Origin of the sequence: Nocardioides humi (assembly GCF_006494775.1) — a bacterium.
In the GTDB taxonomy this organism is placed as follows: Bacteria; Actinomycetota; Actinomycetes; order Propionibacteriales; family Nocardioidaceae; genus Nocardioides; species Nocardioides humi.
Genome location: NZ_CP041146.1, coordinates 4,476,516 through 4,496,752 on the forward strand (window position 1 = coordinate 4,476,516; position 20,237 = coordinate 4,496,752).

A 20,237-nucleotide genomic window follows, 5' to 3' on the forward strand; every position below is an offset into this window, starting at 1 on the left:
GCCTAGACTGGCGTGGTGGAGGTCCCGGACAAGTTCGCCGCACTCGGTCTCACCTACGACGACGTCCTCCTGCTGCCCGGTCATTCCGACCTGGTGCCGGACGACATCGACACCACCTCGCGGCTGACCCGCGAGATCTCGCTGAGGTCGCCGCTGATCAGCGCCGCGATGGACACGGTCACCGAGTCGCGGATGGCGATCGCGATGGCCCGCCAGGGCGGCATCGGCATCCTGCACCGCAACCTGTCCGCCGAGGAGCAGGCCTACCAGGTCGACCTCGTGAAGCGGACCCAGACCGGGATCATCTCCAACCCGGTCACCATCGGCCCCGACGCGACGCTCGAGGAGCTGGACCGGATCTGCGGCGAGTACCGCGTCTCCGGGCTGCCCGTCGTCGACGCCGACAACCACCTGCTCGGCATCTGCACCAACCGCGACCTGCGGTTCACCCCCGTCGCGGAGTGGGCCACCACCAAGGTCGACGAGGTGATGACCCCGATGCCGCTGGTTACCGGCTCGGTCGGCATCTCGCGCGACGAGGCGACCGCCCTCCTGCGCAAGCACAAGCGCGAGCGGCTCCCGCTCGTCGACGCCGACGGCCGCCTCGGCGGCCTGATCACCGTCAAGGACTTCGTGAAGTCCGAGCAGTTCCCGCTCGCCTCCAAGGACGCCGACGGCCGGCTCATGGTCGGCGCCGCCATCGGCTACTTCGGCGACGCCTGGGAGCGGGCCACCGCCCTGATCGAGGCCGGCGTCGACGTCCTCGTCGCCGACACCGCCCACGGCCACGTCACCCTCCTGCTCGACATGGTCCGCCGGCTCAAGACCGACCCCGCGACCAAGCACGTCCAGGTCATCGGCGGCAATGTCGCCACCCGTGAGGGCGCGCAGGCGTTCGTCGACGCCGGTGCCGACGCGGTCAAGGTCGGCTTCGGCCCCGGCTCCATCTGTACGACGCGCGTCGTCACCGGCTGCGGCGTCCCCCAGGTCACCGCGGTCCACGAGGCTTCGCTCGCGGCCCGCCCCGCCGGCGTACCCGTCATCGCCGACGGCGGCCTCCAGCAGTCCGGCGACATCGCCAAGGCCATCGTCGCCGGCGCCGAGTCGGTGATGATCGGCTCGATGCTCGCGGGCTGCGAGGAGTCGCCCGGCGAGGTCGTCTTCCACCAGGGCAAGCAGTACAAGGCCTACCGCGGCATGGGCTCCCTCGGCGCCATGTCGAGCCGCGGCAAGAAGTCCTACTCCAAGGACCGCTACTTCCAGGCGGAGGTCACCAGCGACGACAAGATCGTCCCCGAGGGCATCGAGGGCCGGGTCGCCTACAAGGGCCCGCTCGCCGGCGTCGCCCACCAGCTCCTCGGCGGGCTGTCCCAGTCGATGTTCTACGTCGGCGCGCAGACCATCCCCGAGCTGCAGGAGAAGGGCCGGTTCATCCGGATCACCTCCGCCTCGCTCAAGGAGAGCCACCCGCACGACATCGAGATGACCGTCGAGGCGCCCAACTACCACCGGTGACGACGCCTGTGGAGGACGCGCACGCGCGCTGACGAAACCCGGTTCACTTCCTGATGACCTGCTCTCGGGTCCATCATGGAAGGAGAACCGATGTGTCCGTCGCACTCGCTGGAGACCACGTGGAGACCCTGCAACGCATCCCGATGTCGTACGAGGAGTACCAGGCTCTGCCCGAGCACCCTCGGGCGGAATGGGTCGACGGGATCGTGGTCTTCATGAGCCCGCTCGGTGCCCGGCCGGAACACCAACAGGCCGCCCGGCGGCTCGCGAACCTGATCGAGGACGCACTGGCTGGTCTCGAGGTCATCGAGTCCGTGGGGATCGCGCTGCCGCGAAACCGTGAGCGACTGCCGGACGTGGCGGCGTTCGGCGCGCCGGTGCGCACCGAGCTGCCCGTCGTCGAGACGCCGATCCTCGTGGCCGAGGTGCTCTCGCCCTCGACGCGACGCGAGGACCTGATCCGCAAGGGACCGGAGTACGCCGAGGCCGGGATCGCCCAGTACTGGGTGGTCGACCTCGATGCTCGCACCATCGAGGTCCAGGAGAACGTCGACGGCCGCTGGGAGCTCCTGGCGACGATCGATGACGGGAATCCGACCGCCGACGTGCAGGTCGGTGAGCACGGCACCGTGACCGTCGACCTGGCCGCCGTCCTGCGCTGAGCGCGGGTTCCGCGGCGGCGCCCGATATCCTCCTCGGCGTGAGCGACATCGAGATCGGCCGCGCCAAGCGGGCCCGGACGGCGTACTCCTTCGACGACATCGCGATCGTGCCGTCCCGGCGCACGCGCGACCCCGAGGAGGTCAGCGTCGACTGGCAGATCGACGCCTACCGGTTCTCGCTGCCGATCCTCGCGGCCCCGATGGACTCGGTGATGTCGCCGCGGACGGCCATCGACTTCGGCCGGTACGGCGGCCTGGGGGTGCTCAACCTCGAGGGCCTGTGGACCCGGTACGACGACCCCGAGCCGCTGCTCGAGGAGGTGGCCGGGCTGCAGGGCGAGGAGGCGACCCGCCGCCTGCAGGAGATCTACACCGAGCCGATCAAGGCCGACCTGATCACCGAGCGGCTGCGCGAGGTGCGCGAGGCCGGGGTGACCGTCGCGGGCTCGCTGTCGCCGCAGCGCACCAAGGAGTTCGCCAAGACGGTGACCGACGCGGGCGTCGACCTGTTCGTCATCCGCGGCACCACGGTCTCGGCCGAGCATGTCTCGAGCCAGGCGGAGCCGCTCAACCTCAAGGAGTTCATCTACGAGCTCGACGTCCCCGTCATCGTCGGCGGCTGCGCGACCCACCAGGCCGCGCTGCACCTCATGCGCACCGGCGCGGCCGGCGTCCTCGTCGGGTTCGGCGGCGGCGCGGCCCACACGACGCGCACGGTGCTCGGCGTCGCCGTCCCCATGGCGAGCGCCGTGGCCGACGTCGCCGCCGCCCGCCGCGACTACCTCGACGAGTCCGGCGGCCGCTACGTCCACGTCATCGCCGACGGCTCGATCGGTACGTCGGGCGACCTGGCCAAGGCGATCGCCTGCGGCGCCGACGCCGTCATGGTGGGCTCGCCGTTCGCCCGCGCCACCGACGCCCCCGGCCGCGGCTTCCACTGGGGCGCCGAGGCCCACCACGCCGACCTGCCGCGCGGTCAGCGGGTGCGGTTCGACCAGGTCGGCACGATCGAGGAGATCCTGTTCGGCCCCTCCCGTGTCGCCGACGGCACCATGAACCTCGTCGGCGCCCTCAAGCGCTCGATGGCCACCACCGGCTACACCGAGCTCAAGGAGTTCCAGCGCGTCGAGGTCGTCGCGCACTGAGCGGCCTGGTCGTCGCCGCCGCGCAGGCCGAGGCCCGCGCCGGCGACCTCGCGCACAACGTCGCGACCGCGGCCCGGCTGGTCCGCGAGGCCGGTGCGCGCGGCGCCCGGCTGGTCGTGCTGCCGGAGGCCTTCCTCACGGGGTACGACGCCGGCGTGTTCGCCGCGCCGCTGCCGACCCTCGACGTGCTGGCCGGCGCGGCGCTCGACCCGCTGCGGGACGCCGCCGGGGCCGCCGGGGCGACGGTCGTCGCCTCGGCCGCCCTCCAGCGCGACCACGCCCGCACCCTGAGCACCGTCGTCGTCGACCGCGACGGCACCCTCGCGGCGCCGTACGACAAGCAGCACCTCGACGGCGACGAGCCCACCTGGTTCGTCCCGGGCGACCACCCCGCGACGATCACCGTCGACGGCGTCGTGCTGGCCCTCTCGATCTGTCGCGACGGCAGCGTCCCCGAGCACGCCGCGCTCGCCGCGGCGGCCGGCGCGTCGGCGTACCTCGCCTCGGTCGCGTACTTCCCCGGCGGTGCCCGCCGCCTCGACGTCACCTACGCCGCCCGCGCCCTCGACCACGGCCTGCACGTCGTCGTCGCGGGCCTGACCGGCCGCTGCGGAGCGCACACCTTCATCGGCTGCTCCGCGATCTACGGCCCGGATGCCGAGCCGCTCGCCCGGCTCGGCGACGAGGAGGGGCTGGCCGTCGCGGAGATCGGCTAGGGCCGCAGGCTGCGCGCGAGCGTGACGGTGAGCCGCTCGACCCACGCGTCGTCCAGCCGGCCGGGGGTCAGCAGCACGCCGGAGAGCACGGCGCCGATCACGAGGCGGAGCAGGTCGTCCGCGCGGGTGTCGGGGTGCGCCTCGCCGGCGTGGACGGCGACCCGGATGCGCTCGTCGAGCGCGCGGAAGACGCCGGTGAAGCGCTCCAGCATGGCGGCGTGCAGGTCCGGCCACGTGGTGACCTCGGCGAGGAGACCGGGGAGGGCGGCCGCGGCGACGGGGGCGCAGAGGGCGTCGCGGGTGCCGCGGACGACGCCGGCGAGGTCGGTGACGAGATCGGCGCCGAGGTGCAGGTCGAGGGCCAGCTCGCCGGGGAACGCGGCCTCGTGGACGAGGTGGGGGAGCGCGGGCCAGCGGCGGTAGAGGGCGGCCTTGGTCGTCCCCGCCCGGGCGGCGACGGCGGCGACCGTGACGGCGGCGTACCCGCCCTCGGTCAGCAACGAGCGCACCGCCTCCAGCGCGGCCCGCTCGATCCGCGGGTCCCGCGGACGGCCGGCGGATCTCGCCCCCATGGACCTCTTCCCCTCTTTCGATACCGAGGGTACCGTAATCGCCCGTTGACAAGTAGAACACGTTCTAACAGGCTGGTGCCACCCCAGGAGGAGCCCGTGACCGACCCCGTGACGCCGTCGCCCCCACCCGCCGACATGACCCTGCAGCGGTCGAGTCGCGATGCCGACGACCTTCGTGCGCGGCTCACCGGGTGGCTCGCCGGGGTGCTGCCGGAGGGCAGCGCGCCCACGGTCACGGTGCACGACGGGATCCAGACCAACGGCATGTCGAGCGAGACGGTGCTGCTCGGGGTCACCAGCACCGAGGACGGCGCCCGGATCACCCGCGAGTACGTCGCCCGCGTGGCCCCGGCCGCCGGTGACCTGCCCGTCTTCGCGGAGTATCGGCTCACCGACCAGTACGACGCGATGCGTCTCGCGGGCGAGCTCGCCGGCGTCCCGGTCCCGCCCGTGGGCCTCAACGAGCCGACCGGCGACGTGCTCGGCACCCCGTTCTTCCTGATGGAGCGGCTCGACGGCGCGGTGCCGCCCGACGTGCTGCCCTACCCGTTCGGCGACAACTGGCTCTTCGACGCCTCGCCCGAGCAGCAGGAGCGCCTGCAGCGCACCTCGATCGCCGTGCTCGCCCGGCTGCACGCCGTCCCCGACGCCGCCACCACCTTCGGCTTCCTCGATCCCGCGGTCACCGGCCATGAGGGCGCGACCCCACTGGCCCGCAATCTCGCGAAGACGCGCGCCTGGTACGAGTACGCCATCACGACCGACGAGGCGAGCCCGCGCTCTCCGCTGATCGAGCGCGGCCTGGCCTGGCTCGAGGCCAACCTGCCCGCCGAGGAGGGCGACCCCGTGCTGGTCTGGGGCGACTCCCGGATCGGCAACATGATGTACCGCGACTTCGAGCCGGTCGCCGTCCTCGACTGGGAGATGGCCACGCTCGGCCCCCGCGAGATGGATCTCGCCTGGCTGGTGTTCGCCCACCAGGTCTTCCAGGAGATCGCGACCATGCTGGGGCTCCCCGGGATGCCGGACTTCCTCGCCGCGGACGACGTCGTGGCGACGTACCGGGAGCTCAGCGGCGTCGAGCCGGGCGACCTCACCTGGTACCTCGTCCACGCGGCGGTCAACTGGGGCTGCGTCTTCCTGCGCACCAGTGCCCGGCAGATCCACTTCGGCGAGATCGAGCGTCCCGAGGACCCCGAGTCGGTCTTCCATCACCGTCCCCTCTTCGAGCGGCTCCTCGAGGAGGTCGGCGCATGAACCACGACCACGGCCTGCACGACGAGTACGTCGGCCTCGGCCCGCTCGACGAGTACCCCATCCACCAGCTCCCGCGCCCGGTCGCGTGGGCCGGCAGCAGCGACCGCAACTTCTACGACCGCTGCTATCTCAACGCCCACGACCGCACCGGCGACCTGTTCCTCATCACCGGCCTCGGCTTCTACCCGAACCTCGGCACCAAGGACGCCTTCGTCCTGCTGCGCCGCGGCGACGAGCAGACCGCCGTCCACCTCGGCGACGCCGCCGACCCCCGCGGCGCGGACCGGATGGCCCAGCAGGTCGGCGGCTACCGGGTCGAGGTCATCGAGCCGCTGCACCGGCTGCGCCTCGTGCTGGAGGAGACCGAGGGCATCGCCATGGACCTGACCTGGGAGGGCTCCTTCCCGGTCGTCCAGGAGCTGCCCCACGTCATGCGCCAGGGCAGCGGTACGACGCTCGACGCCCAGCGCTTCGCCCAGCTCGGCACCTGGGAGGGCGTGATCAGCGTCGACGGCACCGACATCGCGGTGACGCCGGACCGCTGGCTCGGCTCCCGCGACCGGTCCTGGGGCATCCGCCCGGTCGGCGAGGCGGCGCCCGCGGGCAAGCCGGCCGACCCGGCGTTCGAGGGCATGTGGTGGCTCTACGTGCCGCTGCGCTTCGACGAGTTCTGCGTCGTCATCATCATCCAGGAGACGCCGGACGGCTTCCGCACGCTCAACGACTGCACCCGGGTCTGGCGCGACGGCCGGGTCGAGCAGCTCGGCTGGCCCCGGGTGTCGGTCCGCTACGCACCCGGCACCCGGGTCCCCGCCGGCGCCACCATCGTCTGCACCACCCCGCGCGGCGAGGAGCTGGTGCTCGAGGTCGCCTCGAAGCTGCCGGTCCCGATCCACGTCGGCGGCGGGTACGGCGGCGACTCGGACTGGACCCACGGCATGTGGAAGGGCCCTGCGTTCACCGAGCGGCTGACGTACGACATGTTCGACCCCGCCGTCGCGGGCCGCGTGATGTTCGGCGTGATCGACCACGTCGGGCAGGCCACCGTGCATGGTCCCGGCGCCGGCGTACCCGACGGCTCCGAGGGGTGGGGCCTGTTCGAGCACGGCGCCCTCGGCCGGCACGACCCCTCGGGATTCAGCGACTGGTTCGACCTGGCGAAGGAGACTCCATGACCCTCGACCGCGACGCCCTCTTCATCGGCGGCAGCTGGGCGAAGCCCGCCACCGACGCCGTGCTGGAGGTGGTCTCGCCGCACTCCGAGGAGGTGGTCGCCCGCGTCCCCGAGGGCTCGGCGGCCGACATCGACGCCGCCGTCGCGGCCGCCCGCACGGCCTTCGACGAGGGCCCGTGGCCACGGATGAGCCCGGCCGAGCGGATCGACGTCGTGCAGGCCCTCTCCGGCCTGTACGCCGCCCGGCTCGAGGAGATGGCGACCGTGATCTCCACCGAGATGGGCTCGCCGATCTCGTTCAGCAACCTGGCCCAGGCGCCCGCGCCGTGGATGCAGATCGAGGCCTTCCTCGCCATCGCCCGGGAGTTCCCCTGGGAGGCGACCCGGCCGGGCGCGCTGGGCGCGGACGTCGTCGTCCGCCACGAGCCGGTGGGGGTCGTCGCGGCCATCCCGCCGTGGAACGTCCCGCAGTTCACGATCCTCTCGAAGGTGATCCCGGCGCTGCTCACCGGCTGCACCGTCGTGGTGAAGCCGGCGCCGGAGACCCCGCTCGACGCGTACCTCCTCGCCGAGCTGCTCGTCGAGGCCGGCGTCCCCGAGGGCGTCGTCTCGATCGTGGCCGGCGGCCGCGAGGTCGGCGAGCACCTGGTCCGCCACCCCGGCGTCGACAAGGTCGCCTTCACCGGCTCCACTGCGGCGGGCCGCAGGATCGGCGCGATCTGCGGCGAGCAGCTCAAGCGGGTCTCGCTCGAGCTCGGCGGCAAGTCGGCGGCGATCATCCTCGACGACGCCGACGAGACCACCGCGATCGAGGGCCTGAAGTTCCTCGGCGTGATGAACTCCGGCCAGGCCTGCGTCGCGCAGACCCGGGTCCTGGTCTCGCGGGAGCGGCACGACGCCTTCGCCGCGTCCCTGGCCTCGGCCATCGGCGCGATGAAGGTCGGCGACCCGCTCGACCCGGCGACCGAGATCGGGCCGATGGTCGCGCAGCGCCAGCAGGAGCGGGTGGCGTCGTACATCCGGATCGGGCAGGACGAGGGCGCCCGGCTGCTCACCGGGGGCGAGGGCAGGCCCGAGGGCCTGGACCACGGCTGGTACGTCCGGCCGACCGTCTTCGCCGGCGTCGACAACGGGATGCGGATCGCGCAGGAGGAGATCTTCGGCCCGGTCCTCTCCGTCATCCCGTACGACGACGTGGCCGATGCCGTGCGGATCGCGAACGCGTCGGAGTACGGCCTCGCCGGCACCGTCTGGACCGCCGACCAGGAGGCCGGCCTGGAGGTCGCGCGCGGCGTGCGGACCGGCACCTACGGCGTCAACACCTACACGATGGACTTCGCGGCGCCCTTCGGCGGCTTCAAGGCCTCCGGGCTGGGGCGGGAGTTCGGGCCCGAGGGGCTGGGGCAGTACACCGAGCTGAAGTCGGTGTACCTCTCGGCGCCGCCGATGTAGCGCGGGGGTGGACCGCGCTGCAATCCGGCTGCAAGGCTGGGCGCCCAGGCTCGGGCCTGACCGACCAGTCCCGAGCCCAGGAGACCGCGATGTCCGAGCAGCCGGAGGTCCTCGACTCCGTCGACGCGCTGCTCGCCGGCGCGACCGACCGCGAGGTGATGGAGGCGCCCGGCAAGTCCGGCGCGGTGCTCGAGCGGGTGACGATCGACGGCACCCGGTACGTCGTGAAGTACCTCGACCACGACCGCGACTGGTCGCTGCGCGCGGCCGGAGTACCCGGCAGCCCGACCGTCGAGCTGTGGCGGCGCGGGATCCTGCGCGACCTCCCCGACGAGATCGCCCAGCCGATCGTCGCGGTCGCCCACGACGGGGACCGCCCCGCGCTGTCGGCGCTGCTGATGCGCGACGTCGGCGAGTGGCTGGTGCCGGCCGTCGACGACCCGATCACCGAGGAGCAGAACGCCCGCTTCCTCGACCACCTCGCCGCCCTCCACGCCGCCTTCCTCGGCACCGAGCGGGACATCGACGTGGTCGCGCCGGCCGACCGCTACCTGGAGCTCTCGCCGCGGATGGCCGCGGCGGAGGCGGCGCTCGGGCAGGACCACCTGGTGCCGCGGCTGGTGGCCCAGGGCTGGCCGCTGCTGGAGTCGGTGGCGCCGCGGGCGGCCGCGGTCGTCGTACCTCTCGTCCAGGATCCGGCGCCCCTGCTGGCCGCCCTCGACAGCACCCCGCAGACCTTCGTGCACGGCAACTGGAAGCTCGACAACCTCGGCACCGACCCCACCGACCCCACCGACGGAGCCGACCGCACCATCCTGCTCGACTGGGAGACGCCGGGCCGGGGCGCGGGCACGGCGGACCTGGCGTGGTACCTCGCCATCAACTGTCGCCGCCTGCCCGTCGGCAAGGAGCAGGCGATCGAGCTCTACCGCGCGGCCCTGGAGCGCCGCGGCGTCGACACCGGGCCGTGGTGGGACCGTCAGCTGGCGCTGGGGCTGCTCGGCGCGCTGGTGCAGTTCGGCTGGGAGAAGGCCCTCGGCGGGTACGACGACGAGCTGGCGTGGTGGGAGGAGCGGGCCGTCGCTGCGGCGGCCCTCCTGTAGTGACCGACGCGATCCGGGACGCCTACGACCGGTCGGCCGCCGCGTGGCGGGCCGGGCCGGTGGCGGTCTACGCGCGGCTGGCCGAGGCCCTGCTCGGGCACGCGCCGGTCCCACTGGCCGGCGCGGTGGTGCTGGACGCGGGGGCCGGGACGGGGGTCGTGGGAGCGGCGGCCCGGCGCAGGGGAGCGGTCCGGGCGGTGGGCGTCGACCTCGCGCCGGCCATGCTCGGCGGGGCGGTCGAGGCGGTCGCCGCGGACCTGGCCCGGCTGCCCTTCCGGGACCACGCCTTCGACCTCGCGGTGGCCGGGCTCAGCCTCGGCCACCTGCCCGATCCCGGGCCCGCGCTGGCTGAGGTGCGCCGGGTCGTGCCGGTCCTGCTGGCGTCGGCGTTCGCGGAGGGCTGGACCCATCCGGCGAAGACGGTCGTCGAGGAGGTGCTCGCCGGGTGTGGCTACACGGCGCCCGCCTGGTACGGCCGTTTCAAGGACGGCACCGAGCGCCGGGTCGGCGACCCTGGCCGGCTGGCCGCGCTCGGTCGCGCGGCCGGCTTCGCGACGGTCGCCGTCCGTCGGGTCGTGGTCGCGACCGGTGTCCACCGCCCGGGCGACCTCGTCGCGTGGCGGCTCGGCATGGCCCACCATGCGCCCTTCGTCGCGGGACTGCCCACCGAGGAGCAGGACGCCGTGCGGCAGGAGGCGGAGCGCCTGCTGGCCGGTGCCCCCGAGGTCGTGGTGCCGATGCTGGTGCTCACCGCGCGCTGACGACCGTCGCCTGCCACCGGTCCAGCTGCCGCCCGGCCGCGTCCCTCAACACATCGGCATGCCGGCCGGCCGCGTCGGCGAGCCCGGCCACCAGCTCCGCCGACCGGCCCAGCCACCGCTCGTCCCCGAGGGCGGCGCCGGTGCTGCCGGCCCACCACCACGCCTCGATGCCCACCGCACGCTCCACCCGGCCGAGGTCGCGCCACGCCGCTGCGGGGTCGACGGGCTCGCCGAGCGCGTGCCGGGCGCGGTGGGCGAGCAGGCTCGCGCAGGCGTCGTACCGGGGGACGCCCCCGCGCGCCGCGGCGGCCGCCAGCGCCAGCGCGACCGACAGCGCGGCCTCGGGCTCCTCGCGCAGCAGGTGGACCTGCGCGAGCAGCAGCTGCCGCTTCATCGCCAGCCGCCAGCCGAACACCAGGTCGCCGACCAGCGCGCCGGACGCCTTCTCGAGGAGAGCGGCCGCCTCGTCGGCGTCGCCCGCCCGGATCCGCGCCTCCGCGAGGTCCTCGAGCCCGGCGACCAGCACCTCCGGGATCACCACTCCGTCGACCGCGGCCGCGACCGCCTCCTCGTGCGCGTCGACCCCGGCGGGCACCGCGCCGAGGTTGCGCAGCACCCAGCCGCCGAAGTTCACGCCGCGGCCGGCGAAGCGCGGTACGTCGCGGCGCGCGACCTCCGCGGTGTAGCCGTCGAAGCAGGCCAGCGCCTCGGCCGCCCGGCCTGCGACGGCGAGGGTGTGCCCGGTGAACAGCTGCGCGTGCAAGGACGCCGGGGTGTGCACCACGCCGACGCCGGGCCGGGTCGCCGGCCGCAGCAGCGCCAGCGCCGCGTCCACCTCGCTGCGGTGCGCGTGCAGCACGCCCCGCCAGGCCGCGGCCTCGAGCCGGTCCGCGCCGGTCGCGTCGGCCAGCGCCGCGTCCAACCGCTCCCCGGCGACGCCGAGCTCGCCGCGGGCGTGCAGGATCCGTCCCGACGCGACGAGGCAGCGGGTGCGGGACGCGGCGTCCTCGGCGGCGAGCGCCCCGTCGTCGGCGTACGACGCGGCGTCGTCGAAGCGCCGGTCGAAGTACGCCGCCCAGGCGGCCGTCTCCCAGCGCATCGGGCCGGCGTCGGCGGCGGCCAGCGCGTCCGCCTCCGCGTCGCGGTAGCGGCGCCGCCGGATCCGCACCCGGGCGCGGGCGAGCAGGCTGGCGTCGTCGGGTGCGAGCGCCAGCGACTGGTCGAGCAGCTCCTCGGCCGTCGCGTGGTCGAAGCGCTCCGCGGCCCGCTCGGCCGCGGTCCGCAGCCAGCGGGCCGCGAGGTCCCGGTCGCCGCCCAGCCGGGCGTGCTCGGCGACCGCCGCCGGGTCCGCGTCCGGGCGCCGGGCGAGCGCCCGCCCGGCCTCGCGGTGCAGCAGCGCGGTGCGGCCCGCCGTCGTACCGGAGACGAGGGCGGTGCGGACCAGGTCGTGCCGGAACCGCAGCCGGCCCGACGCCTCGACCAGCAGCCCGCCGCGCACCGCGCGCTCGGCGTCGGTGAGCACGTCGAGGGTGCTCCGGCCGAGCACGCCGGCCAGCAGGTCGATGTCGAGGTCGCCGCCGAGCACGGCGGCGGTGCGGACCAGCTCGCCGGCCGAGCCGAGCTGGTCGCAGCGCGCGGTCACCGCGGCGACCAGGGTCTCCGGCAGCTCGCCGGAGGGCACGGTCGCCAGCTCCGCGAGGAAGAGCGGGTGGCCGCCGGAGCGGGCGTGCAGCTCGTCGGCCCGCCGCTCGCCGACGAGCGCGGCGACGTGGGCGCGGTCGAGCGGGCCGAGGCCGACGTGGTCGGTCGCCGGCAGGGGAGTGCCCTCGTCCGGCCGTGCACCGAGCACCACGACCACCGGCAGCGGCCGCCGCGCGAGGTAGGCGAGCCAGTCGGCGAGGGTCGGCCCGGCCAGGTGCGCGTCGTCGACCACCAGCACGACCGGACGGCCCGCGTCCTCGGCGATCCGCGCCAGCGCCCGGGTGACGGCGGCGTAGAGCACCGACGGGCCGAGGGCGGGATCGACCGAGCGGGTCGCGTGGTCGGTGATGCCGAGCAGCGGCTCGCGGTCCGCGTCCCGCAGGTGCGCGGCCAGCGCCGACAGGACGACGTCGAGCGGGGCCGCGCGGTCCAGCGGCCCGCAGGTCCCGAGCAGCACCCGGTCGCCGGCGGTACGACGCGCCGCCGCCCAGCTGGTCAGCAGCGTCGTCTTCCCGATCCCGGCCTCGCCGGCGACCAGGGCCACCCGGGGCGTGCCCTCGGCCCCGGCCCGGCCGACCAGCGAGTCCAGGTGCGCGACCTGGCTGTCGCGCCCGACCAGCGCCGGCACCCGCGGCGCGGGCCGGACCACGGGCAGGTCGCCGCGCAGGATCGCGGTGTGCAGCTCGGCCGTCTCGGCGGCGGGGTCGGTGCCGAGCTCGTCGGCGAGCGTGGCCCGCAGGTCGGCGTACACGGTGAGGGCCTGGGCCGGGCGGCCCGCCGCGGCGTGGGCCCGCATCGCCGTCCGCGCGGCCGCCTCGTCGAGCGGGTCGGCGACCAGGTCCGCGCTCGCGAGCTCCAGCGCGTCGCGCCACTCGCCGGCCGCGAGCAGGCCGGCCGCCGCCACCCGCCGGGCGCGCTGCACCAAGCGGGTCGCGGCCGCGTGCTCCGCGCTCGCCCACGCCGCCTCGGCCCGCACCGCCGGCACCGGGCCGCGCAGCAGCGCGAGCGCCGCCCGGGCCGCCGCGGCCGCGCCGCCCGTCTCCCCGTCGCCGTGGCGGCGCTCGGCCTCGTGGACCACCGCGTCCAGCTCGGTCAGGTCCGTCCAGTCGGCGCGCAGCCGGTAGCCGCCGTCGGTGCGCTCCACGCGGTCGCGGCCGAGCAGGCGTCGTACCCGGCTCGCGAGGACGGCCACCTGGTCGCCCGGCCGGCTCGGCGGGGAGTCCCCCCACAGCGCATCCACGGCCGCGTCGACCGGCACCGGCCGGCCGCCGGCCAGCGCGAGGAGCAGGAGCAGGCCGCGGGCCTTCCTGTCCAGCGCTGCGATGTCGAAGCCGTCGACCGTGAGTTCCCCGAGCACACGCACGGCGAGTGCGCTCACCCGCACGATGCTACGCCGGGGAGCGACTCACGGCCGGGCGTACTCCGACGCGCCCCACCAGTCGACGACCACGACCGGCTCGTCGCCGATCACCCACGCGTCGTGCCCCTCGGGCAGCGAGGTCACGTCGCCGGGCCGGGCGACCAGCTCGGTGCCGTCGGCCATCAGGATCCCGAGCTCGCCGCTGACGTGGTACTGGAAGTGCGGCGCCTCGCACAGGTGGGTGCCGGCGATCGGCTTCACGTGCTCGGACCAGCGCCAGCCGGGCTGGAGGGTGAGCCGGCCGATCGGGGTGCCGGCGACGGTGACGATCTCGGCGACGCCGCGCTCGAAGGAGCGGGTCTCGTCGGGAGCGCTGAAGGTCTTCTGCTCGGTGCTCTGGGTCAGGGTCATGGTGATCTCCCGGGTGGGGTCGCGGCGCCGTTCGCCGCGCTCCCGAGGAGCCTGCGCCGCGTCGGTTGCAGCCGGCTTGCAGCCCGTTCCCGGCGCTTGACACGAGAAAGACATGTGTAAAGCCGCACATCTCCTACTGATCGGTAGCGTCGGTGACCTCGCTCACCTACCCTCGTCACATGAGCGAAGCGATCTCCGGTTCCGGCGCGTCCTCCGAGGGTCGGGGCGGCCCCTCGATCGAGGGGCCGCACGACCCCGAGCACGACCCGCGGGCGTCGTACGCCCTGGAGCCGGAGCATGTCGCCCGGCTGACCGACCGGATCCTGGCGACCACGGGCGCGACCACTCAGGTGCACTCGCCGATCAACGGCGCGCCGGTGGCCAACATCCCGCAGTCGAGCACCGAGGACGTCGCCGAGGCGTTCCGCCGGGCGCGGGTCGCGCAGGCGGCGTGGGCGCGGGTGTCGATCGACGAGCGGGCCCGGATCCTGCACCGGCTGCACGACATCGTGCTCGACCGGCAGGCCGAGATCATGGACCTGATCCAGCTCGAGTCCGGCAAGGCGCGCAAGCACGCCTTCGACGAGCCGCTCCACATCGCGCTCACCGCGCGCTACTACGCCCGCACCGCCCACAAGCACCTCGACACGAAGCGCGTCCCCGGCGTCGTACCCGGTCTCACGAAGGTCGAGCTCAACCGGGTCCCCAAGGGCGTCGTCGGCATCATCTCGCCGTGGAACTACCCGTTCACGATGGCGCTGTGCGACGGCCTCCCCGCCCTGCTCGCCGGCAACGCCGTGGTCGCCAAGCCGGACGCGCAGACCATGCTCTCGGCACTGCTCGGGGCGCAGCTGCTGGAGGAGGCGGGGTTCCCGCGCGACCTGTGGCAGGTCGTCGCCGGCCCGGGCCGTGAGCTCGGTACGCCGATCATCGAGCGCGCCGACTACATCTGCTTCACCGGCTCGACCGCGACCGGCCGGCTGATCGCCAGGCAGGCGGCCGAGCGGCTGATCGGCTGCTCGCTGGAGCTCGGCGGCAAGAACCCGATCCTCGTCCTCCGCGACGCCGACATCGAGCGCGCGGCCGAGGGCGCGGTGCGGGCCAGCTTCTCCAACGCCGGCCAGCTGTGCGTCTCGACCGAGCGGATGTTCGTCGCCGACCAGGTCTACGACCGCTTCGTCGAGCGCTTCGTGGCGCGCACCAAGGCGATGAGCCTCGGCGCCACGCTCGACTGGGACGCCGACATGGGCACGCTCATCTCCGCCGACCAGCTCGAGACCGTCACCGCCCACGTCGACGACGCCGTCGCCAAGGGGGCGCGGGTGCTGGCCGGCGGCCGGGCGCGGCCCGACCTGGCGCCGTACTACTACGAGCCGACCATCCTCGAGGGCGTCACCCCGGAGATGACCTGCTTCGGCAACGAGACCTTCGGCCCGGTCGTCTCGATCTACCGCTTCCACGACGAGGCCGACGCCATCGCCCGCGCCAACGACGGCGAGTACGGCCTCAACGGGTCGGTCTACACCCGCGACACCGCCCGCGGCCGCGCCATCGCCCGGCAGGTCAAGTGCGGCACGGTCAACGTCAACGAGGCCTTCGGCGCCACCTTCGCCAGCATCGACGCCCCCATGGGCGGCATGCGCGAGTCCGGCATGGGCCGGCGCCAGGGGGCCGAGGGGATCCACCGCTACACCGAGACCCAGTCGGTCGCCACGCAGCGGCTGATCCGGTTCGGCCCGATGCTCGGCATGTCCGACGAGGGCTATGCGAGGTTCATGACCGCCTCGCTGCGGCTGATGGACAAGCTGGGGCGCGCATGAGCGAGCGAAGCGAGCGAGTCATTCCAGCATCAGGAGCACCGCGAGGCAAGCGCATGAGCGGGTTCGACTACGACGTCCTCGTCATCGGCTCCGGCTTCGGCGGCTCGGTCACCGCGCTGCGGCTGACCGAGAAGGGCTATCGCGTCGGCGTCCTGGAGGCCGGTGCCCGGTTCACCGACGCCGACTTCGCGGACAACTCCTGGGACCTCAAGAAGTACCTCTACGCCCCGTCGGCCGGTTGCTACGGCATCCAGCGCATCGACATGGTCAAGGACTGCCTGATCCTCGCCGGGGCCGGCGTGGGCGGCGGCTCGCTGGTCTACGCCAACACGCTCTACGAGCCGCTCGAGCCGTTCTACACCGACCCCTCCTGGGCGCACATCACCGACTGGAAGGCCGAGCTCGCGCCCTACTACGACCAGGCCAAGCGGATGCTGGGCGTGGTCGAGTACCCGCGGATGACCCCGTCCGACGAGGTGATGAGGAAGGTCGCCGAGCAGATGGGCGTCGGCGACTCCTTCCATCCCACGCCGGTCGGCGTCTTCTTCGGCGGCCCCGACCAGGACGCCGGTACGACCGTCGCCGACCCCTACTTCGGCGGCGTCGGCCCGCGCCGCACCACCTGCCGCAACTGCGGTGAGTGCATGACCGGCTGCCGCCACAACGCCAAGAACACCCTGGTCAAGAACTACCTCTACCTCGCCGAGCAGAACGGCGCCGAGGTCCACCCCCTCACCACCGTGACCCGGGTCCGGCCGCTGGCCGGGGGCGGGTACCGCGTCGACACCCGCTGGACGAAGGCGAAGCTGTCGCGTCGTACCGCCACCAAGACGTTCACGGCCGAGCAGGTCGTCTTCTCGGCCGCGGCGCTCGGCACGCAGAAGCTGCTGCACCGGCTCAAGGCCGAGGGCGACCTGCCCGGGATCTCCGACCGGCTCGGGCACCTGACCCGCACCAACTCCGAGTCGATCCTGGGCGCGATCGCGCCGCAGGGCGCCGACGTCGACTACACCGAGGGCGTCGCGATCACCTCGTCGTGGCACCCCGACGCGCACACCCACATCGAGCCGGTGCGCTACGGCAAGGGCAGCAACGCGATGTCGCTGATGCAGACCGTGCTCACCGACGGCGACGGCCCGGAGCCGCGCTGGCGGGTGTGGCTCAAGGAGCTGTGGAAGGAGCGCCGGCGGGTCCGCGACCTCTACGACGTCAGGCACTGGTCCGAGCGCGTCGTGATCGCCCTGGTGATGCAGTCGGTCGACAACTCCATCACCACCTTCCCGCGCCGGGTCGCGGGCAAGTGGATCCTGTCGTCGAAGCAGGGCCACGGCGAGCCGAACCCGACCTGGATCCCCGCGGCCAACGACGCCGTACGCCGGATGGCGGACGTCATGGGCGGCGGCACCGCCGGCGGCACCATCGGCGAGCCGTTCAACCGGCCGCTCACCGCCCACTTCATCGGCGGCTGCACCATCGGCGACAGCCCCGCGACCGGCGTCGTCGACGGCTACCAGCGGGCCTACGGCCACCCGGGCCTCCACATCGTCGACGGCTCGACGATCTCGGCCAACCTGGGCGTGAACCCGTCGCTGACCATCACCGCGCAGGCGGAGCGGGCGATGGCGTACTGGCCCAACAAGGGGGAGCCCGACTCCCGCCCGGCGCTGGGCTCGGCGTACCGGCAGATCGATCCCGTGGCGCCGAAGGCGCCCGTCGTCCCCGCGGACGCCCCCGCCGCGCTGCGGCTCCCGATCGTGGGTGTGAGCTGACGCGAGATCAGAGGGGCTGATGTGACTGCTGGGGCGGTTCCGGGGCTTCGGGACCGCTCCAGAAGTTTTGGCCGAACTTGTCGGGAGTCGGCGTAACCCGCCCCTGGTGGGGTCGTTGAACGAAGCGAGCCCGGGAATTCACGCTCCCTCCCGAAGCCCGGGCTCGGTCCAGGCACTGTCCATCAGCTGCGTGGACAATCAGGGCCCGGCCACCCTCCCTCCCCGGCCGGGCCCTGGTGCGTTTTCACCGGCCCGCGAGGCTCCGAGGAACGAGGAGACTCGCGGACCAGCCGGGGAGATCGACTAGCGCCGCGACCGAGGGACGAGGTCGCGACGCGCGTATCGAGATCATCGGGCGGGCGTCTCGATACGGCCCTCGCCCAGGGGCTCGGGCCACTTGACGAGCTCGGCGTCCCAGGGGCTCGGGCCACTCGGCGAGCGGAGCGACGCGGGTGCGGGACCACTGACGCCCCGCCGATACGATTCCGTCATGACGGCCGAGGAGACCCAGCCCGAGCACGACCTGGTCCTGGTGGTGGACTTCGGGGCGCAGTACGCCCAGCTGATCGCCCGCCGGGTGCGCGAGGCGCGGGTCTACTCCGAGATCGTCCCGCACACCATGCCGGTGGCCGAGATGGTCGCCCGCAACCCCAAGGCGATCATCCTGTCCGGCGGCCCGTCCTCGGTGTACGAGCCGGGCGCGCCGACGATCGACACCGACGCCCTCTTCGGCACCGGTACGGCGGTGTTCGGCATGTGCTACGGCTTCCAGCTGATGGCCCGCGGACTCGGCGGCGAGGTGTCCGCGACGGGCGCCCGCGAGTACGGCCGGACCCGGGTCCACGTGGGCCACGCCGGCACCCTCCTCGGCGGCATCCCCACCGAGCACAACGTGTGGATGTCCCACGGCGACTCCGTGACCGCGGCGCCCGCGGGCTTCGATGTCCTCGCCGCGACGGAGGTCACCCCGGTCGCGGCCTTCGAGGACGTCGACCGCGGCCTCGCCGGCGTCCAGTGGCACCCCGAGGTGCTGCACTCCGAGCACGGCCAGAAGGTGCTCGAGCACTTCCTGTGGGACATCGCCGGCTGCCGCCAGACCTGGACGATCGGCAATATCGCCGAGGAGCAGATCGAGCGGATCCGCGAGCAGGTCGGTCCCGACGGCCGGGCCATCTGCGGCCTGTCCGGTGGCGTCGACTCCGCGGTCGCGGCCGCGATCGTGCAGAAGGCGATCGGCGACCGACTGACCTGCGTGTACGTCGACCACGGGCTCATGCGCAAGGGCGAGACCGAGCAGATCGAGCGCGACTTCGTCGCCTCCACCGGCGCCAAGCTGGTCGTCGTCGACGCCGAGAAGCAGTTCCTCGACGCCCTCGCCGGCGTCACCGACCCGGAGACCAAGCGCAAGATCATCGGCCGCGAGTTCATCCGCACCTTCGAGGCCGCCGAGATCGACGTCATCAAGGACGCCCCCGAGGGCACCAAGGTCGGCTTCCTGGTCCAGGGCACCCTCTACCCGGACGTCGTCGAGTCCGGCGGGGGAGCAGGCACCTCCAACATCAAGTCCCACCACAACGTCGGCGGCCTCCCCGAGGACCTCGAGTTCGAGCTGGTCGAGCCGCTACGCACCCTGTTCAAGGACGAGGTCCGCCTGGTCGGCGAGCAGCTCGGCCTCCCCCGGAGATCGTCTGGCGCCACCCCTTCCCCGGCCCCGGCCTCGGCATCCGGATCATCGGCGAGGTCACCCGCGAGCGCCTCGACCTCCTCCGCGAGGCCGACGCCATCGCCCGCGAGGAGCTCACCGCCGCCGGCCTCGACCGCGACATCTGGCAGTTCCCCGTCGTCCTCCTCGCCGACGTCCGCTCGGTCGGCGTCCAGGGCGACGGCCGCACCTACGGTCACCCCGTCGTGCTCCGCCCGGTCACCTCCGAGGACGCCATGACCGCCGACTGGGCCCGGCTGCCGTACGACGTGCTCGAGCGGATCTCGACCCGGATCACCAATGAGGTGGCCGAGGTCAACCGGGTCACCGTCGACATCACCTCCAAGCCGCCGGGCACCATCGAGTGGGAGTGAGCCGAGCGGGCTGAGCTACCGCCGGGCGGCCGCAGCGAGCGTGTCGAGCACCCAGCCGACGCCGACCTCGAAGTCCCGGCGCTGGAGGGCCGCGACGTCCTGGCCGGCCGAGGAGGCGAGCCACCTCCCGAACGCGGAGTCCGGATCGACGGGCACCTCCGGGTCCACCAGCCGGTCGACGTCGCGGTGGGCGTCCTCGGCGGTCGACGCCTCGAGCACGGCCGACCCGACGGCGAACGACGTGAGCAGCGAGCTGGCGTGGGAGAGGGCGTCGCCGCGCAGCCCGGCCGCCTCCATCGCCGCGAAGGCGCGCCGGCTGACCTCGAGTGCGTGGGCGCCCATCAGGGCGGGCGATCCGCCCACGCTGACGACCCAGGGATGGGCGAGCACCATCGCCCGCAGGCTGTGCAGGTAGCCGCGGATGACCTCGCGCCAGTCGTCGACCGGATCCGCGACCTCGACCTCCGCGCTGACCGCGTCGCGGCAGGCCTGCACCAGCTGCTCGCGGCCGCCGACGTGCCAGTAGAGGTTCGTCACCGGTACGCCGAGCTCCCGGGCCAGGCCGCGCATGGTGAAGCTGTCGAGCCCGTGCTCGTCGAGCATCCCGATCGCGGCCGCCAGCACGCTCGCGCGGCTCAGTCGCGGCTGCCGCGGTCCGTCGGAGGTCACCGGCCCCATCCTAGAGCGGCGACAGTTCGTGCCGCGGTCGCGCCGCAGCACCGGACTCGTACACTGTTCGAGAA

Annotated in this window: 15 protein-coding genes and 1 pseudogene; 12 read left to right on the top strand and 4 right to left on the bottom strand. The window is 73.8% G+C overall.

The features are described 5' to 3' along the window. The first annotated feature begins 15 nt into the window (after nt 1-15). The 4 genes from guaB (at nt 16) to FIV44_RS21755 (ending at nt 4,038) form a co-directional block, all read left to right on the top strand. Nucleotides 16-1,515: an IMP dehydrogenase gene (gene guaB, locus FIV44_RS21740; RefSeq protein ID WP_141006261.1), complete on the top strand. Its 1,500-nt coding sequence runs from the start codon at nt 16-18 to the stop codon at nt 1,513-1,515. Nucleotides 1,516-1,607: 92 nt separating this feature from the next. Next, nucleotides 1,608-2,177, top strand: coding sequence for a Uma2 family endonuclease (locus FIV44_RS21745; protein WP_181410755.1), 570 nt, complete (start codon nt 1,608-1,610; stop codon nt 2,175-2,177). Nucleotides 2,178-2,215: 38 nt separating this feature from the next. After that, nucleotides 2,216-3,322, top strand: a complete 1,107-nt coding sequence (locus tag FIV44_RS21750) for a GuaB3 family IMP dehydrogenase-related protein (protein WP_141006263.1) — start codon at nt 2,216-2,218, stop codon at nt 3,320-3,322. Nucleotides 3,323-3,327: 5 nt separating this feature from the next. Further along, a complete protein-coding gene (locus tag FIV44_RS21755; protein WP_246087058.1) occupies nt 3,328-4,038 on the top strand; it encodes a carbon-nitrogen hydrolase family protein in 711 nt (236 codons plus the stop codon). Here FIV44_RS21755 and FIV44_RS21760 read toward each other — a convergent pair. Beyond that, nucleotides 4,035-4,610 carry a TetR-like C-terminal domain-containing protein gene (locus FIV44_RS21760; protein ID WP_141006264.1) on the bottom strand — a complete coding sequence of 192 codons (576 nt, stop codon included), beginning with the start codon at nt 4,608-4,610 and terminating at the stop codon, nt 4,035-4,037. The two genes, FIV44_RS21755 and FIV44_RS21760, sit on opposite strands and share 4 nt — an antisense overlap. Before the next feature lie 96 nt (nt 4,611-4,706). Between FIV44_RS21760 and FIV44_RS21765 the strand changes: the two genes are divergently transcribed. The 5 genes from FIV44_RS21765 to FIV44_RS21785 all read left to right on the top strand — a co-directional run bounded on the left by FIV44_RS21765 (nt 4,707) and on the right by FIV44_RS21785 (nt 10,357). Continuing rightward, nucleotides 4,707-5,867: a phosphotransferase family protein gene (locus FIV44_RS21765; RefSeq protein WP_246086542.1), complete on the top strand. Its 1,161-nt coding sequence runs from the start codon at nt 4,707-4,709 to the stop codon at nt 5,865-5,867. Further along, entirely contained in the window at nt 5,864-7,042 is a 1,179-nt protein-coding gene (locus FIV44_RS21770; RefSeq protein ID WP_141006265.1) for an Rv3169 family protein, read from the top strand. Before FIV44_RS21765 ends, FIV44_RS21770 begins: the two co-directional genes overlap by 4 nt. Further along, nucleotides 7,039-8,493 carry an aldehyde dehydrogenase gene (locus FIV44_RS21775; protein WP_141006266.1) on the top strand — a complete coding sequence of 485 codons (1,455 nt, stop codon included), beginning with the start codon at nt 7,039-7,041 and terminating at the stop codon, nt 8,491-8,493. The genes FIV44_RS21770 and FIV44_RS21775 overlap by 4 nt, the downstream gene beginning before the upstream one ends. A gap of 89 nt (nt 8,494-8,582) precedes the next feature. After that, a complete protein-coding gene (locus FIV44_RS21780; protein ID WP_141006267.1) occupies nt 8,583-9,596 on the top strand; it encodes a phosphotransferase family protein in 1,014 nt (337 codons plus the stop codon). Then, nucleotides 9,596-10,357 (top strand): class I SAM-dependent methyltransferase, encoded by a 762-nt coding sequence (locus FIV44_RS21785; RefSeq protein WP_281285756.1) that lies wholly within the window; start codon nt 9,596-9,598, stop codon nt 10,355-10,357. The genes FIV44_RS21780 and FIV44_RS21785 overlap by 1 nt, the downstream gene beginning before the upstream one ends. Here FIV44_RS21785 and FIV44_RS21790 read toward each other — a convergent pair. Both FIV44_RS21790 and FIV44_RS21795 read right to left on the bottom strand, forming a co-directional pair. Continuing rightward, nucleotides 10,344-13,436 carry an ATP-binding protein gene (locus FIV44_RS21790; RefSeq protein WP_141006269.1) on the bottom strand — a complete coding sequence of 1,031 codons (3,093 nt, stop codon included), beginning with the start codon at nt 13,434-13,436 and terminating at the stop codon, nt 10,344-10,346. The genes FIV44_RS21785 and FIV44_RS21790 overlap by 14 nt on opposite strands. A 27-nt stretch (nt 13,437-13,463) precedes the next feature. After that, nucleotides 13,464-13,829 (bottom strand): cupin domain-containing protein, encoded by a 366-nt coding sequence (locus FIV44_RS21795; RefSeq protein ID WP_141006270.1) that lies wholly within the window; start codon nt 13,827-13,829, stop codon nt 13,464-13,466. A 179-nt stretch (nt 13,830-14,008) separates the two neighbouring features. On the opposite strand from FIV44_RS21795, the gene FIV44_RS21800 reads away from it, so the two are divergent. The 3 genes and pseudogenes from FIV44_RS21800 (at nt 14,009) to guaA (ending at nt 19,494) form a co-directional block, all read left to right on the top strand. Further along, entirely contained in the window at nt 14,009-15,649 is a 1,641-nt protein-coding gene (locus FIV44_RS21800; RefSeq protein ID WP_141006271.1) for a succinic semialdehyde dehydrogenase, read from the top strand. 53 nt (nt 15,650-15,702) lie between these two features. Continuing rightward, entirely contained in the window at nt 15,703-17,418 is a 1,716-nt protein-coding gene (locus FIV44_RS21805) for a GMC oxidoreductase (RefSeq protein ID WP_141006272.1), read from the top strand. A 490-nt stretch (nt 17,419-17,908) separates the two neighbouring features. Beyond that, nucleotides 17,909-19,494 (top strand): annotated as a pseudogene (gene guaA / locus FIV44_RS21810) (glutamine-hydrolyzing GMP synthase). Nucleotides 19,495-19,509: 15 nt separating this feature from the next. On the opposite strand, the gene FIV44_RS21815 reads toward guaA, so the two are convergent. Next, nucleotides 19,510-20,163, bottom strand: a complete 654-nt coding sequence (locus FIV44_RS21815; protein WP_246086543.1) for a TetR/AcrR family transcriptional regulator — start codon at nt 20,161-20,163, stop codon at nt 19,510-19,512. Nucleotides 20,164-20,237: the final 74 nt, after the last annotated feature.